This is a genomic window from Streptomyces sp. CNB091 (genome assembly GCF_000377965.1).
In genome coordinates this window covers 34760-50280 of the sequence record NZ_KB899013.1, presented here as the reverse complement: position 1 = coordinate 50280, position 15521 = coordinate 34760, and the positions used below count along the sequence as shown (strand labels likewise).

The 15521-nt window shown below is 71.5% G+C and carries 14 protein-coding genes; 11 read left to right on the top strand and 3 right to left on the bottom strand.

Annotated elements, in window-relative coordinates:
• The first annotated feature begins 222 nt into the window (after positions 1-222).
• The 6 genes from D581_RS0132545 (at position 223) to D581_RS0132520 (ending at position 5903) form a co-directional block, all read left to right on the top strand.
• On the top strand, positions 223-591 hold the full coding sequence (locus tag D581_RS0132545; protein WP_026291111.1) for an STAS domain-containing protein: 369 nt from the start codon (positions 223-225) through the stop codon (positions 589-591).
• Between the two features lie 202 nt (positions 592-793).
• On the top strand, positions 794-1285 hold the full coding sequence (locus D581_RS0132540) for an ATP-binding protein (RefSeq protein WP_018961301.1): 492 nt from the start codon (positions 794-796) through the stop codon (positions 1283-1285).
• Positions 1286-1491: 206 nt separating this feature from the next.
• A complete protein-coding gene (locus D581_RS0132535) occupies positions 1492-2250 on the top strand; it encodes a hypothetical protein (RefSeq protein ID WP_018961300.1) in 759 nt (252 codons plus the stop codon).
• A 52-nt stretch (positions 2251-2302) separates the two neighbouring features.
• A complete protein-coding gene (locus D581_RS0132530; RefSeq protein WP_018961299.1) occupies positions 2303-3343 on the top strand; it encodes a hypothetical protein in 1041 nt (346 codons plus the stop codon).
• Entirely contained in the window at positions 3340-4509 is a 1170-nt protein-coding gene (locus tag D581_RS0132525) for a hypothetical protein (RefSeq protein ID WP_018961298.1), read from the top strand. The genes D581_RS0132530 and D581_RS0132525 overlap by 4 nt, the downstream gene beginning before the upstream one ends.
• Before the next feature lie 14 nt (positions 4510-4523).
• Positions 4524-5903 carry a hypothetical protein gene (locus tag D581_RS0132520; RefSeq protein WP_018961297.1) on the top strand — a complete coding sequence of 460 codons (1380 nt, stop codon included), beginning with the start codon at positions 4524-4526 and terminating at the stop codon, positions 5901-5903.
• Positions 5904-6021: 118 nt separating this feature from the next.
• On the opposite strand, the gene D581_RS0132515 is transcribed toward D581_RS0132520, so the two are convergent.
• On the bottom strand, positions 6022-7521 hold the full coding sequence (locus D581_RS0132515; RefSeq protein WP_018961296.1) for a peptide MFS transporter: 1500 nt from the start codon (positions 7519-7521) through the stop codon (positions 6022-6024).
• Between the two features lie 487 nt (positions 7522-8008).
• Between D581_RS0132515 and D581_RS0132510 the strand changes: the two genes are divergently transcribed.
• Together D581_RS0132510 and D581_RS0132505 are read left to right on the top strand one after the other, a co-directional pair.
• Positions 8009-8686: a response regulator transcription factor gene (locus D581_RS0132510; protein ID WP_007450117.1), complete on the top strand. Its 678-nt coding sequence runs from the start codon at positions 8009-8011 to the stop codon at positions 8684-8686.
• A gap of 159 nt (positions 8687-8845) precedes the next feature.
• On the top strand, positions 8846-10111 hold the full coding sequence (locus D581_RS0132505) for an ATP-binding protein (RefSeq protein WP_018961295.1): 1266 nt from the start codon (positions 8846-8848) through the stop codon (positions 10109-10111).
• A 167-nt stretch (positions 10112-10278) separates the two neighbouring features.
• Here the strand turns inward: D581_RS0132505 and D581_RS0132500 are convergent, their stop codons facing one another.
• Positions 10279-10800, bottom strand: coding sequence for a GtrA family protein (locus tag D581_RS0132500; RefSeq protein ID WP_018961294.1), 522 nt, complete (start codon positions 10798-10800; stop codon positions 10279-10281).
• A 178-nt stretch (positions 10801-10978) separates the two neighbouring features.
• On the opposite strand from D581_RS0132500, the gene D581_RS0132495 reads away from it, so the two are divergent.
• Genes D581_RS0132495 through D581_RS0132485 form a run of 3 tightly spaced genes read left to right on the top strand, consistent with a single transcriptional unit; the run spans position 10979 to position 13886 of the window.
• Positions 10979-12130, top strand: a complete 1152-nt coding sequence (locus D581_RS0132495) for a 5-(carboxyamino)imidazole ribonucleotide synthase (protein ID WP_018961293.1) — start codon at positions 10979-10981, stop codon at positions 12128-12130.
• Positions 12127-12675 (top strand): 5-(carboxyamino)imidazole ribonucleotide mutase, encoded by a 549-nt coding sequence (gene purE, locus D581_RS0132490; RefSeq protein ID WP_007450124.1) that lies wholly within the window; start codon positions 12127-12129, stop codon positions 12673-12675. The genes D581_RS0132495 and purE overlap by 4 nt, the downstream gene beginning before the upstream one ends.
• A gap of 11 nt (positions 12676-12686) precedes the next feature.
• A complete protein-coding gene (locus D581_RS0132485) occupies positions 12687-13886 on the top strand; it encodes a dipeptidase (RefSeq protein WP_018961292.1) in 1200 nt (399 codons plus the stop codon).
• Between the two features lie 99 nt (positions 13887-13985).
• Here the strand turns inward: D581_RS0132485 and D581_RS0132480 are convergent, their stop codons facing one another.
• A complete protein-coding gene (locus D581_RS0132480) occupies positions 13986-15329 on the bottom strand; it encodes a UDP-glucose dehydrogenase family protein (protein ID WP_018961291.1) in 1344 nt (447 codons plus the stop codon).
• Positions 15330-15521: the final 192 nt, after the last annotated feature.

Here is a 15521-nt window from a genome sequence, read left to right as displayed (position 1 = left end):
GGCGCCTCCAAAGCCGGTTGTGTTTCTGGTGTCCCTCTACCCATACCCGGTCCTGGCCAGCAGTGACAAGCGCCAATTGCCGCCATATGTCCGGTTTGTTGAGGTCTCCGACTACCGCGTGGCGAACGGAACGCGTACTGTTTTAGGCACGTCGGCGGCAGCTATGCATATAGCCGCACAGGCAGTGACGCGCACGGTGACGAACGGCGAAGAGGGTCAGGCATGGACCGCGGGACGGTCGGCAGTGCTAACCGGGGTCGACTTCAGGTCGAGGCCCGGACCGAGGGGTGCAGTGAGGTCGTGACGCCGGTGGGTGAGCTCGACCACCACACCGCCGATCTGCTGCGCGAGCCCCTGGAGAAGGCGGTCGAGCAGGGGCGGTCACGCCTGGTGGTCGACTGCTCTCGGCTGGATTTCTGCGATTCCACCGGGCTGAACGTCCTGCTCGGCGCCCGCCTCAAGGCGGAGGCGGCCGGTGGAGGGGTTCATCTGGCCGGAATGCTGCCCGTCGTGGCGAGGGTGTTCGAGATCACCGGCGCGGAGGCGGTCTTCACCGTCCACGCCACGCTCGAAGAGGCCCTGGCCACCTGACCCGGCAGGAGCGTGAGACCGCGGATGTCCTCGATGTCGGCCGTGTCACGCGATCGTGTGCCTCAAGAGGGTGTTGTTGCGACACGGCAGGGCAGGAGACACCCCGGCGGTGCCCCGCAAGGGCTCCGGCACACTCGGTAACTGATCACTATCTGTTGAACGGCGACATGGCGACATGGCGAATCGGTGAGGTGAAGCGCTGATGAGCACCACCCGGCAGCATCCGCCGGGCGACCTCGGTCGCGAGCCGGACGGAGCGGGCGCAGCCTCGACCGTCCCGGCCGAGCGGCAGTGGCGCACGCTCTCACTCGGGCGGGTCGCCGGCATTGTTCCGACGGCCCGTGACTTCGCCCGGCAGGCGCTGCACGACTGGGGCTGGCTCCCGGCGTCCACCGCGGACCGCAGGGCCGCCGCCGAGGACGTCCTGCTGGTCGTCTCCGAGCTGGTGACGAACGCCTGTCTGCACGCGGAGGGCCCCGAGGAGCTCCGTATCGGCCACACGAACAAGGTGCTGCGGGTGGAGGTCGTCGACCGGGGAGCCGGTCAGCCCGCCCCCCGTACGCCGCACCGCGCCGGCCGGCCCGGCGGGCACGGCATGTTCATCGTGCAGCGCCTCTGCCTCGACTGGGGCGTCCTGCGCACTCCGGACGCACCCGGCAAGACCGTCTGGGCGGAGCTCGCCGCCCCCGCCTAGCCGCTCTCCTCACCCGTACACCCCACCGGTACGCCTCGGGCGCACCTCTCACCCGCACCGACAGGAGCGCGCCGGATCGGCGCGCTCTTTGTCTTCCCTCCATCAGACCCCGGGCGTACCTTGGGCGCCCAATCTGATGCGCCGTCAGTAATATGCGCCCGTACGGGTCGTGGCGCGCGGCGGCGTCCGGCTGAGGGGAACACGAGGTGTCGAACCAGAAGCGGACCACTCTCGCGCTGGCGGCTGCGCTGGCGGGCTCGATCGTGGTCGCGGGCGCGCCCGCCGCGCACGCCGAGGTCGTGGACGTCAACTACCAGTGCGTGACGCCCATCGGGCCCAAAGGGGCGGTCTCGCCCATCGATATCAAGGGCGTGAAGAGCGGCGACGGCTACCAGCTCACCATGTCCTTCCAGAAGGGCGTCTCCTCCAGCCCGGTCGAACTGGGCAAAGGGGCCATGAACCCGAGCGCCGTGATCGAACTGGGCGGGGCGGAGCAGGGGAAGGTCCAGGTCACAGGCCCGGCGAACAGCGAGGCGATTCCGGCCAACGCCCCGATCAAGATCAGTGACCTGTCGGGGACGTACACCCCGAAGAAGAGCGGCAAGGTCACCTTCACCGCCGGGGTCCTCGCCATCAAGGCCCTCGGTACGACCACCACGTGTACGCCGAAGAACAGCCCCGGCCCCTCCCTCGAACTCGACGTCCAGGGGGCGGGCGGTTCATCGGACGGCGGCTCCACCGGCGGCGGTTCGACGGGCGGCGCGTCCACCGGCGGTTCGACCGGCGGTTCGACCGGCGGTTCGACCGGCGGTTCCACCGGCGGCGCTTCGGGTGGCGGTGAGCTGCCCCGCACCGGCCCGCTGGACTCGGCGGCGGCGCTCGGCACGCTCGGCGGCACCGTCCTGCTGAGCGGGGCGGCCGGCGTGCTCTGGCTGACCCGGCGAGGACAGCGCTCCGCAGGCTGAGACCGGCACGGTCCAGCGCAGCGTCGCCGCCGGAAGGCAGAGGAGCCGCCCCATGTCGCCACCCACCCCGCGCCTCCGCCGGGCGCTGCTCGTCCTCACGGCGGTGCTCGCCGCGCACCTGTGCGCGCTCACCCCGTTCCCGGCCGCCGCGGACGCCCCGGCCCCTGCGGACACTCCAGCCGAGACCGCGACCCCGCCCGACACCGCCTCCCCGGCCGACACCGCCCCGGCCGCCGCGGACGGCCCGGCGGGCTGGACGGCCCGGCCCGCCGGCGGAGGCGCCGGCCGGGATGCCCGGCCGTACGTCTATCTGGAGGGCACTCCCGGCACGGCCCTCCAGGACCGTCTCGCGGTGACCAACCCGGGCCGCGCCCCGCTGACCGTACGGCTACGGGGCGACGGCCGGGCCGGGTCCTGGATCGGGTTCGCCGCGGACACCGTCACCGTCCCGGCCCGGACCCGCGCCGAGGTGCCGCTCGCCCTCACGGTGCCGCCCGACGCGGTGCCCGGCGACGCTTCCGGGGAGGTCGTGGCCGACGACGGGGACGCGGAGATCCGCGTACCGGTCCGGGTCCGGATCGGCGGTCCGACGCTGGCGGCGCTCACCGTCGAGGACGTCGAGATATCCGGCGGGACCATCCGGTACGCCCTGGTCAACCGAGGCAACGCGATGCTGGAGCCCCGGCTCGCGGTACGCGCCGACGGGATGTTCGGCACGCTGCTGGACCGCTGGGAACGGCCCCTGCCGCTGGAACTGGCCCCCGGCCGACGGGTGGAGCGGGCCGAACCCTGGCCCGACGCCCCGGCCCTGGACGCGGTCACCGTACGGCTGCGGGTCACCGCCCCGGGGGGCGCCCGGGACGAGGCCGAGGCCTCGGCGACGTACGTCCCGGTGGCGCCGGCCGTCGGCACCGGGCTGCTGGCCCTCGGCGGCCTGGCCCTGCTCGGCACCCGCGCGTACCGGCGGCGGCGCGGCGGGCGGGACGACCCCGAACCGGCGGCCGCGGTACCGGCCGACGACGGGCGACCGGCCACAGGGACGAGCCCCTTGGCGAACGCGGGACCCCTGGTGAAGGCGGGAGCGGAATCGTGACGTGGCAGCCCGGCCCCGGAGCCTCCCGGCGCACCGCACCACCCGTCCTCCTGCTCTTGGCGGCTGCCCTCCTGGCCCTCCTGCCCGCCCTGTCCGTCCTGGCGGCGCCGGACGCGCGGGCGGCCGACGGCGATCCCACCGTCAGTCTGTCCAAGAAGGAGGCGGGCAAGGGCGGAGAGATCACCGTCAGCGGCAGCGGCTGGCGCGCCGAGGCGTTGCTGATGCTGCTGATCTGCGGTCAGTCCACGCCGGAGCAGGGCGTGGTCGGCGGCACCAACGCCTGTGCCAACGCCGACGGCCGCGCCGTCACGACCGACGAGAAGGGCGCCTTCAGCAAGAAGCTGCCGGTCACGGAACCGCCGAAGCCGTGCCCCTGCGTGGTGCACGTCGCCACGGTGACCGGTGAACAGGAGCTGGCCGACGCGGTGTTCACGGTGGCGGGCCACCCCACCGCGGATCTGCCGAAGCGGACCGGCGGCGGAAAGCTCGCGGTGCTGGCCACCACCCGCCTGGAGGGCGACAGCTCCCTGCTCACCTGGTTCGGGGCCCCGCCGGCCCGCCGGCTCGTCTTCACCGTGGGCAATCTCGGGTCCGCGCCCGTCAAGGACCCCGTCTTCGAGATCGGTACCGCGCACGGCGTCTACGCGCCGCAGTGGGAGGAGCGACAGTGGCGCGGCACGGTCGCCCCGGGCGCCAAGGCGCAGATCAAGCTGCCGGTCGAACTGTCGGCGGGCGCGCACGGCGACTACCAGGTGTCCCTGCGGTACGGGCAGAAGGTGCTGGCCGAACAGCCGTGGGGGGTCGGCCGCCCCTGGGGCGTCACGCTCTTCTGGGTCCTGCTCTGCCTGGTCGTCCCGGCGGCCGTCTTCCGTATCGGCATGGCGGTCGTGGACAAGGTCCGGCCGCGTCCCGCCGGCTCGCACCGTACGCGTACGCCGGCCACGCGACGGAGGCCGAAGCGGCGCGGGCGCACCGGCGCGAGCGCCGGCCAGAACGCGACCACGGCCCCGGGCGCGACCACTGAAGCGACCACGAACGCCGCCACGACGACAGACGCGCCCACAGACGCGACCACGGCCGTGCTGCCGTGGTTCACCCCGGATTCCGCACCGTCGGAGAACCGACCCCGACCCCGACCCCGACCCACGACGAAGGGACAAGCGTGAGCACGCAACGGAGGATGAGCGCGGCCGGAGTCGCGCTGATGCTCGGCGGCGCGGGCATCCTGATGGCCGCGAGTCCGGTCCAGGCCGCCGAGGTCAGTTACGCGACGGAGTGCGTTCCGCCGCCGATCTCGGGACTGCCCGCGGTGCAGGGCACCACGAAGGTGGAGCTGACCGTGCCGGCCGAGGCGAAGGTGGGCGACGAGATCGAGATCGTCTGGAAGACGGTCGAGGCCGCGTCCAAGAACCCGGACGTGCTGGATCTGGCAGCGGACACCGTCAAACCGACCGGAACCGTCACCCTCGGCGGTTCGGCGAGCGGCGAACTGAAGCTGGAGGGCCCCCGGCAGAACCCGCCGATCCCCAAGAACAGCCCCATGGTGCTGCCCGACATGAAGGGCACGCTCAAGCTGGAGACCGCGGGGGAGATCACCCTGACGCCGGGCGCGTACGACATCAACGTGTCCAAGCCGATCTCCACGGACACCAAGTGCGCGCCGAAGGAAGAGGTGCGGGCGGGCGCCACGATCAAGGTCACCGAGGGCGGCGGCTCTACCACGGGCGGCACGACATCCGGAGGTGCAACATCCGGAGGTGCAACATCCGGAGGTACGACCTCCGGAGGCGCGGACAGCGGCGGCACGGACGCCGGAGGCGCCTCCTCCGGCGGCGCCGACACCGGAGGAACCACGTCCGGCGGCACGACATCCGGCGGCAGCACCGGCGGCGGGGGCGGGGAGACCGACTTCCCCGGCAAGGAGGTGTCCGTCGCCTACGCGTGCAAGACCCCGATCGGGGACAAGAACGCCACCTCACCGGTCAGGATCAGCGCCAGCAAGAGCGGCGGCGACTACGACCTGACGGTGGCGTTCAGCAAGTCCGTGATGGACAGCCCGATCGACATCCCGGCGGGCCAGGTGAAGCCGTCCATGGACGTCGAGCTCGGCGGTGCGGACAAGGGCACGGTCAAGGTCGAAGGACCGGTGAACAAGGAGGTCATCAAGACCGGCGCCCCGATCGAGATCCCCGACCTCACCGGCACGTACAAGCCCGGCGCGAGCGGCACGTCCACGCTCAGCCCCGGCGTCCTCACGGTGATGGCCGCCGGTACGACGACCACCTGCACCCCGCCCGCGGGCGTGGCCGTCTCCCTGGAGCTGGACACCTCCGCCCAGCCGGGCGGCGCGTCCGGAGGCGGCGGGAGCGGCGGCGCGGCGGACTCCGGCGGAGTCGCGGCGTCCGGCGGCGGCACGGACTCCGGCGGCGGCCTGGCCGCCACCGGGGCCGAGGACGACGGCGCGCTGAGGGCGCTCGGCCTGGTCGCCGGCACGGCGATCCTGCTGGGCGGCGCGGTGTTCACGTTCACCCCGTGGCGGAGGCTGCGCGGCGCCCGCTGAGCCGGACCACGAGCGGGGGCCCCGCCCGGAGAACGTTTCTCCGGGCGGGGCCCCCGTCATGCTCAGAACGTGCCCGCATCACCGCTGTCGTGTCCCGAGCGTGAGCGGGACCGGGCAGCTACTTGACGTTGCCCATGAGGGCGCGGATCTTGCGTCCCGCCACGATGAAGGCGATGCCCGCCGCGACGGCCACGGCCGCCTGCAACGTGTAGTACGCGGCGTCGCCCAGCGGGGCGTTGAGCTTCGTGGTCCAGCCGTTCAGGGCGTTGCCCGTCGACGTGGCCAGGAACCACAGGCCCATGATCTGGCCCATGAACATCTTCGGCGCCAGCTTCGTGGACAGCGACAGGCCGACCGGGGAGAGGCACATCTCGCCCATGGTCTGCGCCAGGTAGACGGCGAGCAGCCAGAAGACGGTGACCTTGCCGGTCTCGCTGTTCGCGGCGGCCGCGCCCGCCAGGCCCATGATGCCGAACGAGCCGCCGATGAGGAGCATCGCCAGTGCGAACTTCATCGGGGTGCTGGGTTCACGGTTGCGTGTGGCCAGCTTGACCCAGATCGTGGCGAAGATCGGGGCCAGGATGATGACCAGTGCGGGGTTGACCGACTGCAGCCAGGAGGCCGGGAACTCCCAGCCGCCGATGAAGCGGTCCGTCTTGTTGTCCGCGAAGATCGTCAGCAGAGATCCGGACTGGTCGTAGATCATCCAGAAGAGCACGGCCGTGATGAAGAACCACACGTACGCCTTGATCTTCGGCCGGTCCTCCTTGGTGAGCGCCGGGTCCCGGAAGATCGTGATGAAGTAGACGACCGGCACGACGACGCCCAGCACGGCCAGGACGTTGACGATGTGCTCGATGTCGTACGTGCCCAGGGCCAGGTCGATCAGCAGCGCGGCGACCGCGACGCCGGACCACAGGCCCACCTTGCGCAGCATCGACCGCCGCTCCTCCGGCGAGGCGGGCTTCGCGGGCAGCTTGCCGATGTCACCGAGGTGCTTGGAGCCGAGCACGTACTGGATGACCGCGAAGGTCATACCCACACCGGCGACACCGAAGCCGAGGTGCCAGTTGACGTTCTCGCCGAGGTAGCCGACCAGCAGCGGAGCGGCGAAGCCACCGATGTTGATCGCCATGTAGAAGAGGGTGAAACCGGCGTCACGGCGGGCGCTGGACTGGCCCTCGTAGAGCGCGCCCACCATCGCCGAGATGTTCGGCTTCAGCAGACCCGTACCGACCGCGATCAGCGCGAGACCGAAGAAGAACGCGATGTCGCTCGGCAGCGCGAGCGCGAAGTGGCCGAGTGCGATGACGATCCCGCCGACCAGTACGGCCTTGCGGGCGCCCCAGAGGCGGTCGGCGACCCAGCCGCCGGGCATCGCGGCCATGTAGACGACGGCGTTGTAGACACCGTAGATGGAGGCGGCGAGCGCCTCCCGGTCCTCAAGGGGGCCGTCGAGCACGGCGGCCACCAAGTAAAGGGTGAGGATGGCGCGCATCCCGTAGAAGGAGAAGCGTTCCCACATCTCCGTCATGAACAGGGTGGCCATACCGCGGGGGTGGCCGAAGAAGGTCTTCTCGCCGGAACTGGGCGAGTCCTTCGTCAGGCTGGACGCCATGGTCGATCCTTGCTGGTCGGGACGCGACGCCTCGTGAGCTGTACGCGCCCGGTGGGGGGCAGCCGGCACCGGCGCGGCATACCCCGGCCCCACGCCTGCGGGGGACGTGCTCCGTGCGGCCGGGCTCCTGACGGAGATACGGCGGCGGAGCGGGGAAGAACCGCGTCGGGATCCACGCCCGTCGCGCGTCCTCGCGCTCCGGGCCCGGCTCACAGGTCATTCACTCAGGAGCCGGCGGGAACCGGCCCCGCACACAAAAGAGACCCTTGGCGCTCATGGCTGCCCAAAGGTCCTTGAGTGGTGCAACAGGCGTTGGGACACCATACGACACGACACGGCAGGATATGGAAGGACTTGAGACATGGATCACAGGCCCGGGTGGAACCACACTCCCATATTCAAAGGTCCCCGTCCGCTTTATGGTGCTGACCCGCAGGTGACGTCGTAGGCCTCACCTCGGACCCCCCGTCCGGACTACCATCAGCCCATGACCCGTGTACTGCTCGCCGAGGACGACGCATCCATCTCGGAGCCACTGGCCCGCGCACTGCGTCGGGAGGGCTACGAGGTCGAGGTCCGCCAGGACGGTCCGACCGCGCTCGACGCCGGACTCCAGGGCGGCATCGACCTGGTCGTCCTCGACCTGGGGCTGCCCGGGATGGACGGTCTCGAAGTCGCCCGCAGGCTCCGGGCCGGCGGCCACACCATTCCGATCCTGGTCCTGACGGCCCGCGCCGACGAGGTCGACACGGTCGTCGGCCTGGACGCGGGCGCCGACGACTACGTCACCAAGCCGTTCCGGCTCGCCGAGCTGCTCGCCCGGGTCCGCGCCCTGCTGCGCCGCGGGGCCTCCGAGCCCGTTCCCCAGCCCGCCACCCACGGGGTCAGGATCGACGTCGAGTCGCACCGGGCCTGGATGGGCGAGGAGGAACTGCAGCTCACCGCCAAGGAGTTCGACCTGCTGAGGGTCCTGGTCCGGGACGCCGGCCGGGTCGTCACCCGCGACCAGCTGATGCGCGAGGTCTGGGACACCACCTGGTGGTCCTCCACCAAGACCCTCGACATGCACATCTCCTGGCTGCGCAAGAAGCTCGGCGACGACGCCGCCAATCCGCGCTATATCGCCACCGTCCGGGGCGTCGGCTTCCGGTTCGAGAAGAGCTGACGTACGAAACCCCCATGCACCCGAACCCCGCATGCACCCGAAACCCTCATGCTCCGGAACCCCGCATGCACCCGAAGCCCCCATGCACGCTGAAGACCGCTCCGGACACCACCCCGACGCGGGTGGCCACGTGCGTTCCGACGACCTGAAGAGGCGGGTATGCGCCGCCGGCTGATCAACTCCACGCTCGCCGTGGTGCTCGTCGTCATCGCCGTCTTCGGCGTCTCGCTGGTGATCGTCGAGACGCGCACCATCAGCGCCAGCGCCCAGGAGAGCGTCGAGTCCGAGGCGCTCCGGCTGATCAGCGTGGTCGACAGCCGGCTGCTGGGCGCGGAGCGGATCAATCCCGGGGTGCTGGCCGAGCAGATCGACCCCAAGCGGTACGCCCTGGTCGAGATCCCCGGCCGCGAGCCCATCGCCGTCGGCGAGCGACCCGTCGGCAGCGTCCTGCGCGCCGTCGAGACCGGTGAGCAGGGCGAGACCGTCACCGTCGAGGAGTCCCGCTCGGCCGTCACCCGCGAGGTCGGGCGCACGCTCCTGATCATCGGTGCGGTGGCGCTGCTGGCGATCGTCTCGGCCGTGCTGCTCGCCGTACGCCAGGCGAACCGGCTGGCCTCCCCGCTCACCGACCTCGCCGAGACCGCGGAGCGCCTCGGCTCCGGGGACCCCCGCCCGCGCCACAAGCGGTACGGGGTGCCCGAGCTGGACCGGGTCGCCGACGTCCTGGACTCCTCGGCCGAGCGGATCGCCCGGATGCTGACCGCCGAACGCCGGCTCGCCGCGGACGCCTCGCACCAACTCCGGACGCCGCTGACCGCCCTCTCCATGCGGATCGAGGAGATCTCCGTCACCGACGACCCGGACACGGTGAAGGAGGAGGCGAACATCGCCCTCACCCAGGTCGAGCGTCTCACCGACGTCGTCGAACGGCTCCTGACGAACTCCCGCGACCCGCGCACCGGCTCCGCCGTCGTCTTCGACCTCGACGAGATCGTCAAACAGCAGATCGAGGAGTGGCGCCCCGCCTACCGCAGCGCCGGCCGCGCACTGGTCTGCTCCGGCAAGCACGGGCTGAAGGCCGTCGGCACCCCGGGCGCGGTCGCCCAGGTCCTGGCGGCGCTGATCGAGAACTCCCTCATGCACGGCGGCGGCACCGTCGCCCTGCGCACCCGGGTCACCGGCAACCAGGCGGTCATCGAGGTCACCGACGAGGGCCCCGGCGTCCCCGCCGAACTGGGGGCGCGGATCTTCGAGCGGACCATCAGCGGCCGCAACTCCACCGGCATCGGCCTGGCCGTCGCCCGCGACCTCTCGGAGGCGGACGGCGGCCGGCTGGAGCTGCTCCAGCAGCACCCGGCGGTCTTCGCGCTCTTCCTCAGCCGGGTCCCGGTCGACCGCAGGTCCCCTGAGCGCCCGGTGCGCTGAACAACGACGGACGCGGCGAACCGGTTCCCGTACGGGCGGCGGGTCAGTTTTGTAGAGGTGCCGCCAGTTCCGCAGAGGTGCCGCGGGTCAGTCCAGCAGAGGTGCCGCGGGCCAGTTCCGTACGGGGCCGGGCGCCGGTTCAGTTCCGTACGGGGTCGGGCGCCGGTTCAGTTCCGTACGGCGTCGGGCGTTACCCGCTCTTCCGCCGGCCTGCGCTGCTCCAGAAACCGTTCCGCGTTGAGCACGGCCTCCTTGGCGGGCAGAGTTTTGAAGACCCAGGTCCGGTAGGACCAGAAGCGGAACAGGGTCGCGACCCCGATACCGACGATCTTGAAGACATTGCTCTGCACCGGGGTGTTCCAGCCGAAGCCGTACGTCGCCAGGTACAGCACGCCCGTCTCGATCACCGCGCCCGCCGCGCTGAACAGCAGGAAGAGGGCCAGCTCACGGGTCCGGCCGGTCTTGTCGCGGTCCCGGTAGGTCCAGTAGCGGAAGCCCACGTAGTTGAAGAGGATCGCGACGGACGTCGCCACCACGCTCGCCCGGACCACCTGGAGGTCCGTCGTGTGCCGCAGCAGGTTGAAGACCGCGATGTTGACCAGCAGGCCGAAAGCGCCGACCGCGCCGAACTTGGCGACCTCCCGGGCCAGCAGCTCAAGCCGGGTCCGCAGTGCGCCCCGTTCGCTCATGGTGATCGCTGGCCCCGTCCGTCGGAAGGCGTCTGGAAGACGTGTCGACGCAAGCACGTCAACTCCGCCATGCTAACCAGCCCACCCGTGTGACGCCCGTGAGTCCGCGGGGGTCGTGGCCGCACGGCATCCGTACGGCCGTCCGGGAAGCACCGGCGTGGCGGATATCCTTGGGGACGTGACGTTCCCGGTAGTCGGCATGGTCGGCGGCGGTCAGCTCGCCCGCATGACCCACGAGGCGGGTATCCCCCTCGGCCTGAAATTCAAGCTGCTCAGTGACACCCCCCAGGATTCGGCGGCCCAGGTGGTGAGCGAGGTCGTCATCGGCGACTACCGCGACCTGGACACGCTGCGCGCCTTCGCGCGCGGCTGCGACGTGATCACCTTCGATCACGAGCACGTGCCGACCGAGCATCTGCGGGCCCTGGAGGCGGACGGCATCCCCGTGCGCCCCGGCCCCGATGCCCTGGTGCACGCCCAGGACAAGGGGGTGATGCGCGCCAAGCTCCTGGAGATCGGCGCCCCCTGCCCCCGCCACCGCATCGTGAGCGACCCGGCCGACGCCGCCGCGTTCGCGGAGGAGGCCGGGGGCTTCCCCGTCATCCTCAAGACCGTGCGCGGCGGTTACGACGGCAAGGGCGTGTGGGTGGTCCGCTCCGAGGCGGACGCGGCCGAGCCGTTCCGCGCCGGGGTCCCGGTCCTCGCGGAGGAGAAGGTCGACTTCGTACGGGAGCTGGCGGCGAACATCGTCCGCTCGCCGCACGGACAGGCCGTCGCTTACCCGGTCGTCGAGTCCATCCAGGTGGACGGCGTCTGCGACACGGTGATCGCCCCCGCCCCCGAACTGGACGAGGCACTGGCCGGCGAGGCCCAGCAGCTCGCGCTGCGCATCGCCGCCGAGCTGGGCGTCGTCGGACACCTCGCGGTCGAGCTGTTCGAGACCCGCGGACCCGACGGGAAGCCCGGCATCCTGGTCAACGAGCTGGCGATGCGCCCGCACAACTCGGGCCACTGGACCATGGACGGCGCGATCACCTCCCAGTTCGCCAACCACGTGCGGGCGGTCCTCGACCTCCCCCTCGGCGACCCGCGCCCGCGCGCCCCCTGGACGGTCATGTGCAACGTCCTGGGCGGCGACTACCCGGACATGTACCAGGCGTATCTGCACTGCATGGCCCGCGACCCGCAGCTCAAGATCCACATGTACGGCAAGGACGTGAAGCCCGGCCGCAAGGTCGGACACGTCAACACCTACGGCGATGACCTGGCGGACGTGCGGGAGCGCGCCCGGCACGCGGCCGACTACCTGCGAGGAACGATCACCGAATGACTTCTCCCGGCACCGGATCCCCCGCCGCCCCTCTCGTCGGCATCGTCATGGGCTCGGACTCCGACTGGCCCGTCATGGAGGCCGCCGCCAAGGCGCTCGACGAGTTCGAGATCCCCTACGAGGTCGACGTCGTCTCCGCCCACCGCATGGCGCGCGAGATGATCGCCTACGGTGACGCGGCCGCGGGCCGGGGCCTCAAGGCGATCGTCGCGGGCGCGGGCGGCGCGGCCGCGCTGCCCGGCATGCTGGCCTCGGTCACCCCGCTGCCGGTCATCGGTGTTCCCGTGCCGCTGAAGTACCTGGACGGCATGGACAGTCTGCTCTCCATCGTCCAGATGCCGGCCGGGGTCCCCGTCGCCACGGTCTCCGTCGGCGGCGCGCGCAACGCCGGCCTGCTGGCCGCGCGGATCCTCGCCGCGTCGGACCCCGCGCTCCAGGAGCGGATGCAGGAGTTCCTGCAGGAGCTGAACGACCAGGCCACCGAGAAGGGCAAACGTCTGCGCGCCAAGGTCCAGGGCGCGGACTCCTTCGGCTTCGGAAAGTAGGGGGCGGCCACATGAACGACGCCTACCTGGAGCGGGCCCGCGAGATCCTCGCCGTCCACCCCGTCGTCGACGGCCACAACGACCTCCCCTGGGCCCTGCGCGAACAGGTCGGCTACGACCTCGACGCCCGGGACATCGCCGCCGACCAGCGCGGCCTGCTCCACACCGACCTGAACCGGCTGCGGGCCGGCGGGGTCGGCGGCCAGTTCTGGTCGGTGTACGTCCGCACCGACCTGACCGGCGACGCGGCCGTCAGCGCCACCCTGGAACAGATCGACGTCGTCGGCGAGCTGATCGCCCGCTACCCGACGCGTCTGCGCCGCGCGCTCACCGCCGACGACCTGGAGAAGGCCCGCGCCGAGGGCCGGATCGCCTCCCTGATGGGCGCCGAGGGCGGCCACTCCATCAACAACTCGCTGGGCACCCTGCGCGCCCTGTACGACCTGGGCGTCCGCTACCTGACGCTCACCCACAACGACAACATCGACTGGGCCGACAGCGCCACGGACCTGCCGCGCCTCGGCGGCCTCTCCGCCTTCGGCCACGAGGTCGTCCGCGAGATGAACCGCGTCGGCATGCTGGTCGACCTCAGCCACGTCGCGGACGGCGTCATGCGCGACGCGCTCGCCACCAGCACCGCGCCGGTGATCTTCTCGCACTCCTCGGCCCGCGCCGTCTGCGACCACCCGCGCAACATCCCCGACGACGTGCTCGCGGCCCTCCCGGCCAACGGCGGCGTCGCGATGGCGACCTTCGTCCCGAAGTTCGTGCTGCCCGAGGCGGTCGCCTGGACCCTGGCCGCCGACCGCAACATGCGCGAGCACGGACTGCACCACCTCGACACCACCCCGACCGCGATGCGCGTCCACGAGGACTTCGAGGCGGCGAACCCGCGCCCCGAGGCCACCGTCTCGACCGTCGCGGACCACCTCGACCACCTGCGCGCGGTCGCGGGCGTCGACCACATCGGCATCGGCGGCGACTACGACGGCACGGCGTTCACCCCGCGCGGCCTGGAGGACGTCTCCGGCTACCCGAACCTCATCGCGGAGCTGCTGCGGCGGAAGTGGTCCGAGGGCGACCTCGCCAAGCTGACCTGGCGCAACACCGTACGGGTGCTGCGCGACGCGGAAGCCGTGGCCCGCGACGAGCAGAGCCGGCGCGGCCCGTCCCACGCGACGATCGCGGAGCTGGACGGCCCGCTCGGCTGACGTCGGCAGGCCTCGGCGCCCGGCGTCGTGGGGGTGAGCGCCGTGGGGGTGAGCGCCCCGAAGCGCTCGCCCTCACGGCGGTGGTGGTGGCGCCGGCCTTCAGGCCTTCGGGCGGCCCATCGCCCGGTACGTCCACCCGGCCTCGCGCCACACCGCGCTGTCCAGGGCGTTGCGGCCGTCCAGGATGATCCGGCGGGCGGCCACCTCGCCCAGCTCCGCCGGGTCCAGCTCGCGGAACTCGCGCCACTCGGTGAGGTGCAGCACCACGTCCGCCCCGCGCACCGCCTCCAGCGCGGAGTCCGCGTAGCCGAGCGTCGGGAACAGGCGGCGGGCGTTGTCCATCCCCTTCGGGTCGAACACGGTCACCTGGCCGCCCTGGAGGTGGATCTGCCCGGCGACGTTGAGCGCGGGGGAGTCGCGTACGTCGTCGGAGTCGGGCTTGAACGCCGCGCCCAGCACCGCCACCCGCTTGCCGAGGAACGAGTCGCCGCCGACCGCCTCCCGGGCCAGCTCCACCATGTGGCCGCGGCGGCGCATGTTGATGGAGTCGACCTCGCGGAGGAAGGTGAGCGCCTGGTCCGCGCCCAGCTCGCCGGCGCGCGCCATGAAGGCGCGGATGTCCTTGGGCAGGCAGCCGCCGCCGAAGCCGATCCCGGCCCGCAGGAACTTCTTCCCGATGCGGTCGTCGTGCCCGATGGCCTCCGCGAGCTTCACGACGTCCCCGTCGGCGGCCTCGCACACCTCGGCCATCGCGTTGATGAAGGAGATCTTGGTGGCCAGAAAGGAGTTGGCGGAGGTCTTCACCAGCTCGGCGGTCGGGAAGTCCGTCACCACGAACGGCGAGCCCTCGGCCACCGGCCCGGCGTACACCTCGCGCAGCAGCTTCTCGGCCCCCTCGCTCGCGACGCCGACGACGATCCGGTCGGGGTGCAGGGTGTCCTTCACGGCGAAGCCCTCGCGGAGGAACTCCGGGTTCCAGGCCAGCTCGGCGTCGGCGCCCGCCGGAGCGAGCTCCGCGAGGCGGGCGGCGAGGCGGGCGGCGGAGCCCACCGGGACGGTCGACTTGCCGACGACCAGCGCGGGCCGGGTCAGGTGCGGTGCAAGCGAGTCGAAGGCGCTGTCGACGTAGCTCATGTCGCAGGCGTACTCGCCGTGCTTCTGCGGGGTGTTCACACAGACGAAGTGGACGTCGCCGAACTCCCCGACCTCCTCCCAGGAGGTGGTGAAGCGCAGCCGCCCGGTGGATCCCTCGATACCGGCGACGTGCCGCTGGAGCATCTCCTCAAGACCCGGCTCGTACATCGGCACGCGGCCGGAGGAGAGCAGCTCGATCTTCTCCGGCACGACATCGAGCCCCAGGACCTCGAAGCCCAGCTCGGCCATGGCCGCGGCATGGGTGGCACCGAGATAGCCGGTGCCGATCACAGTGATCCTGAGGGCCATGGAGTGCTCCTGGGAGATGCGGACGGACGTGCGGACCGAGCATAGTCGGGCAGCGGAAGGCCGGAATTCACCGCTCGATCTGTCCGCTGCGCCGGATATGTCCTACCCCTGTCGGCAAGCTCACGTACGCGGAACGTATGCCGTCCGGCGGCCGGCGCACTAAAATTGGGTTACTTAACGGTAGTTAGCATC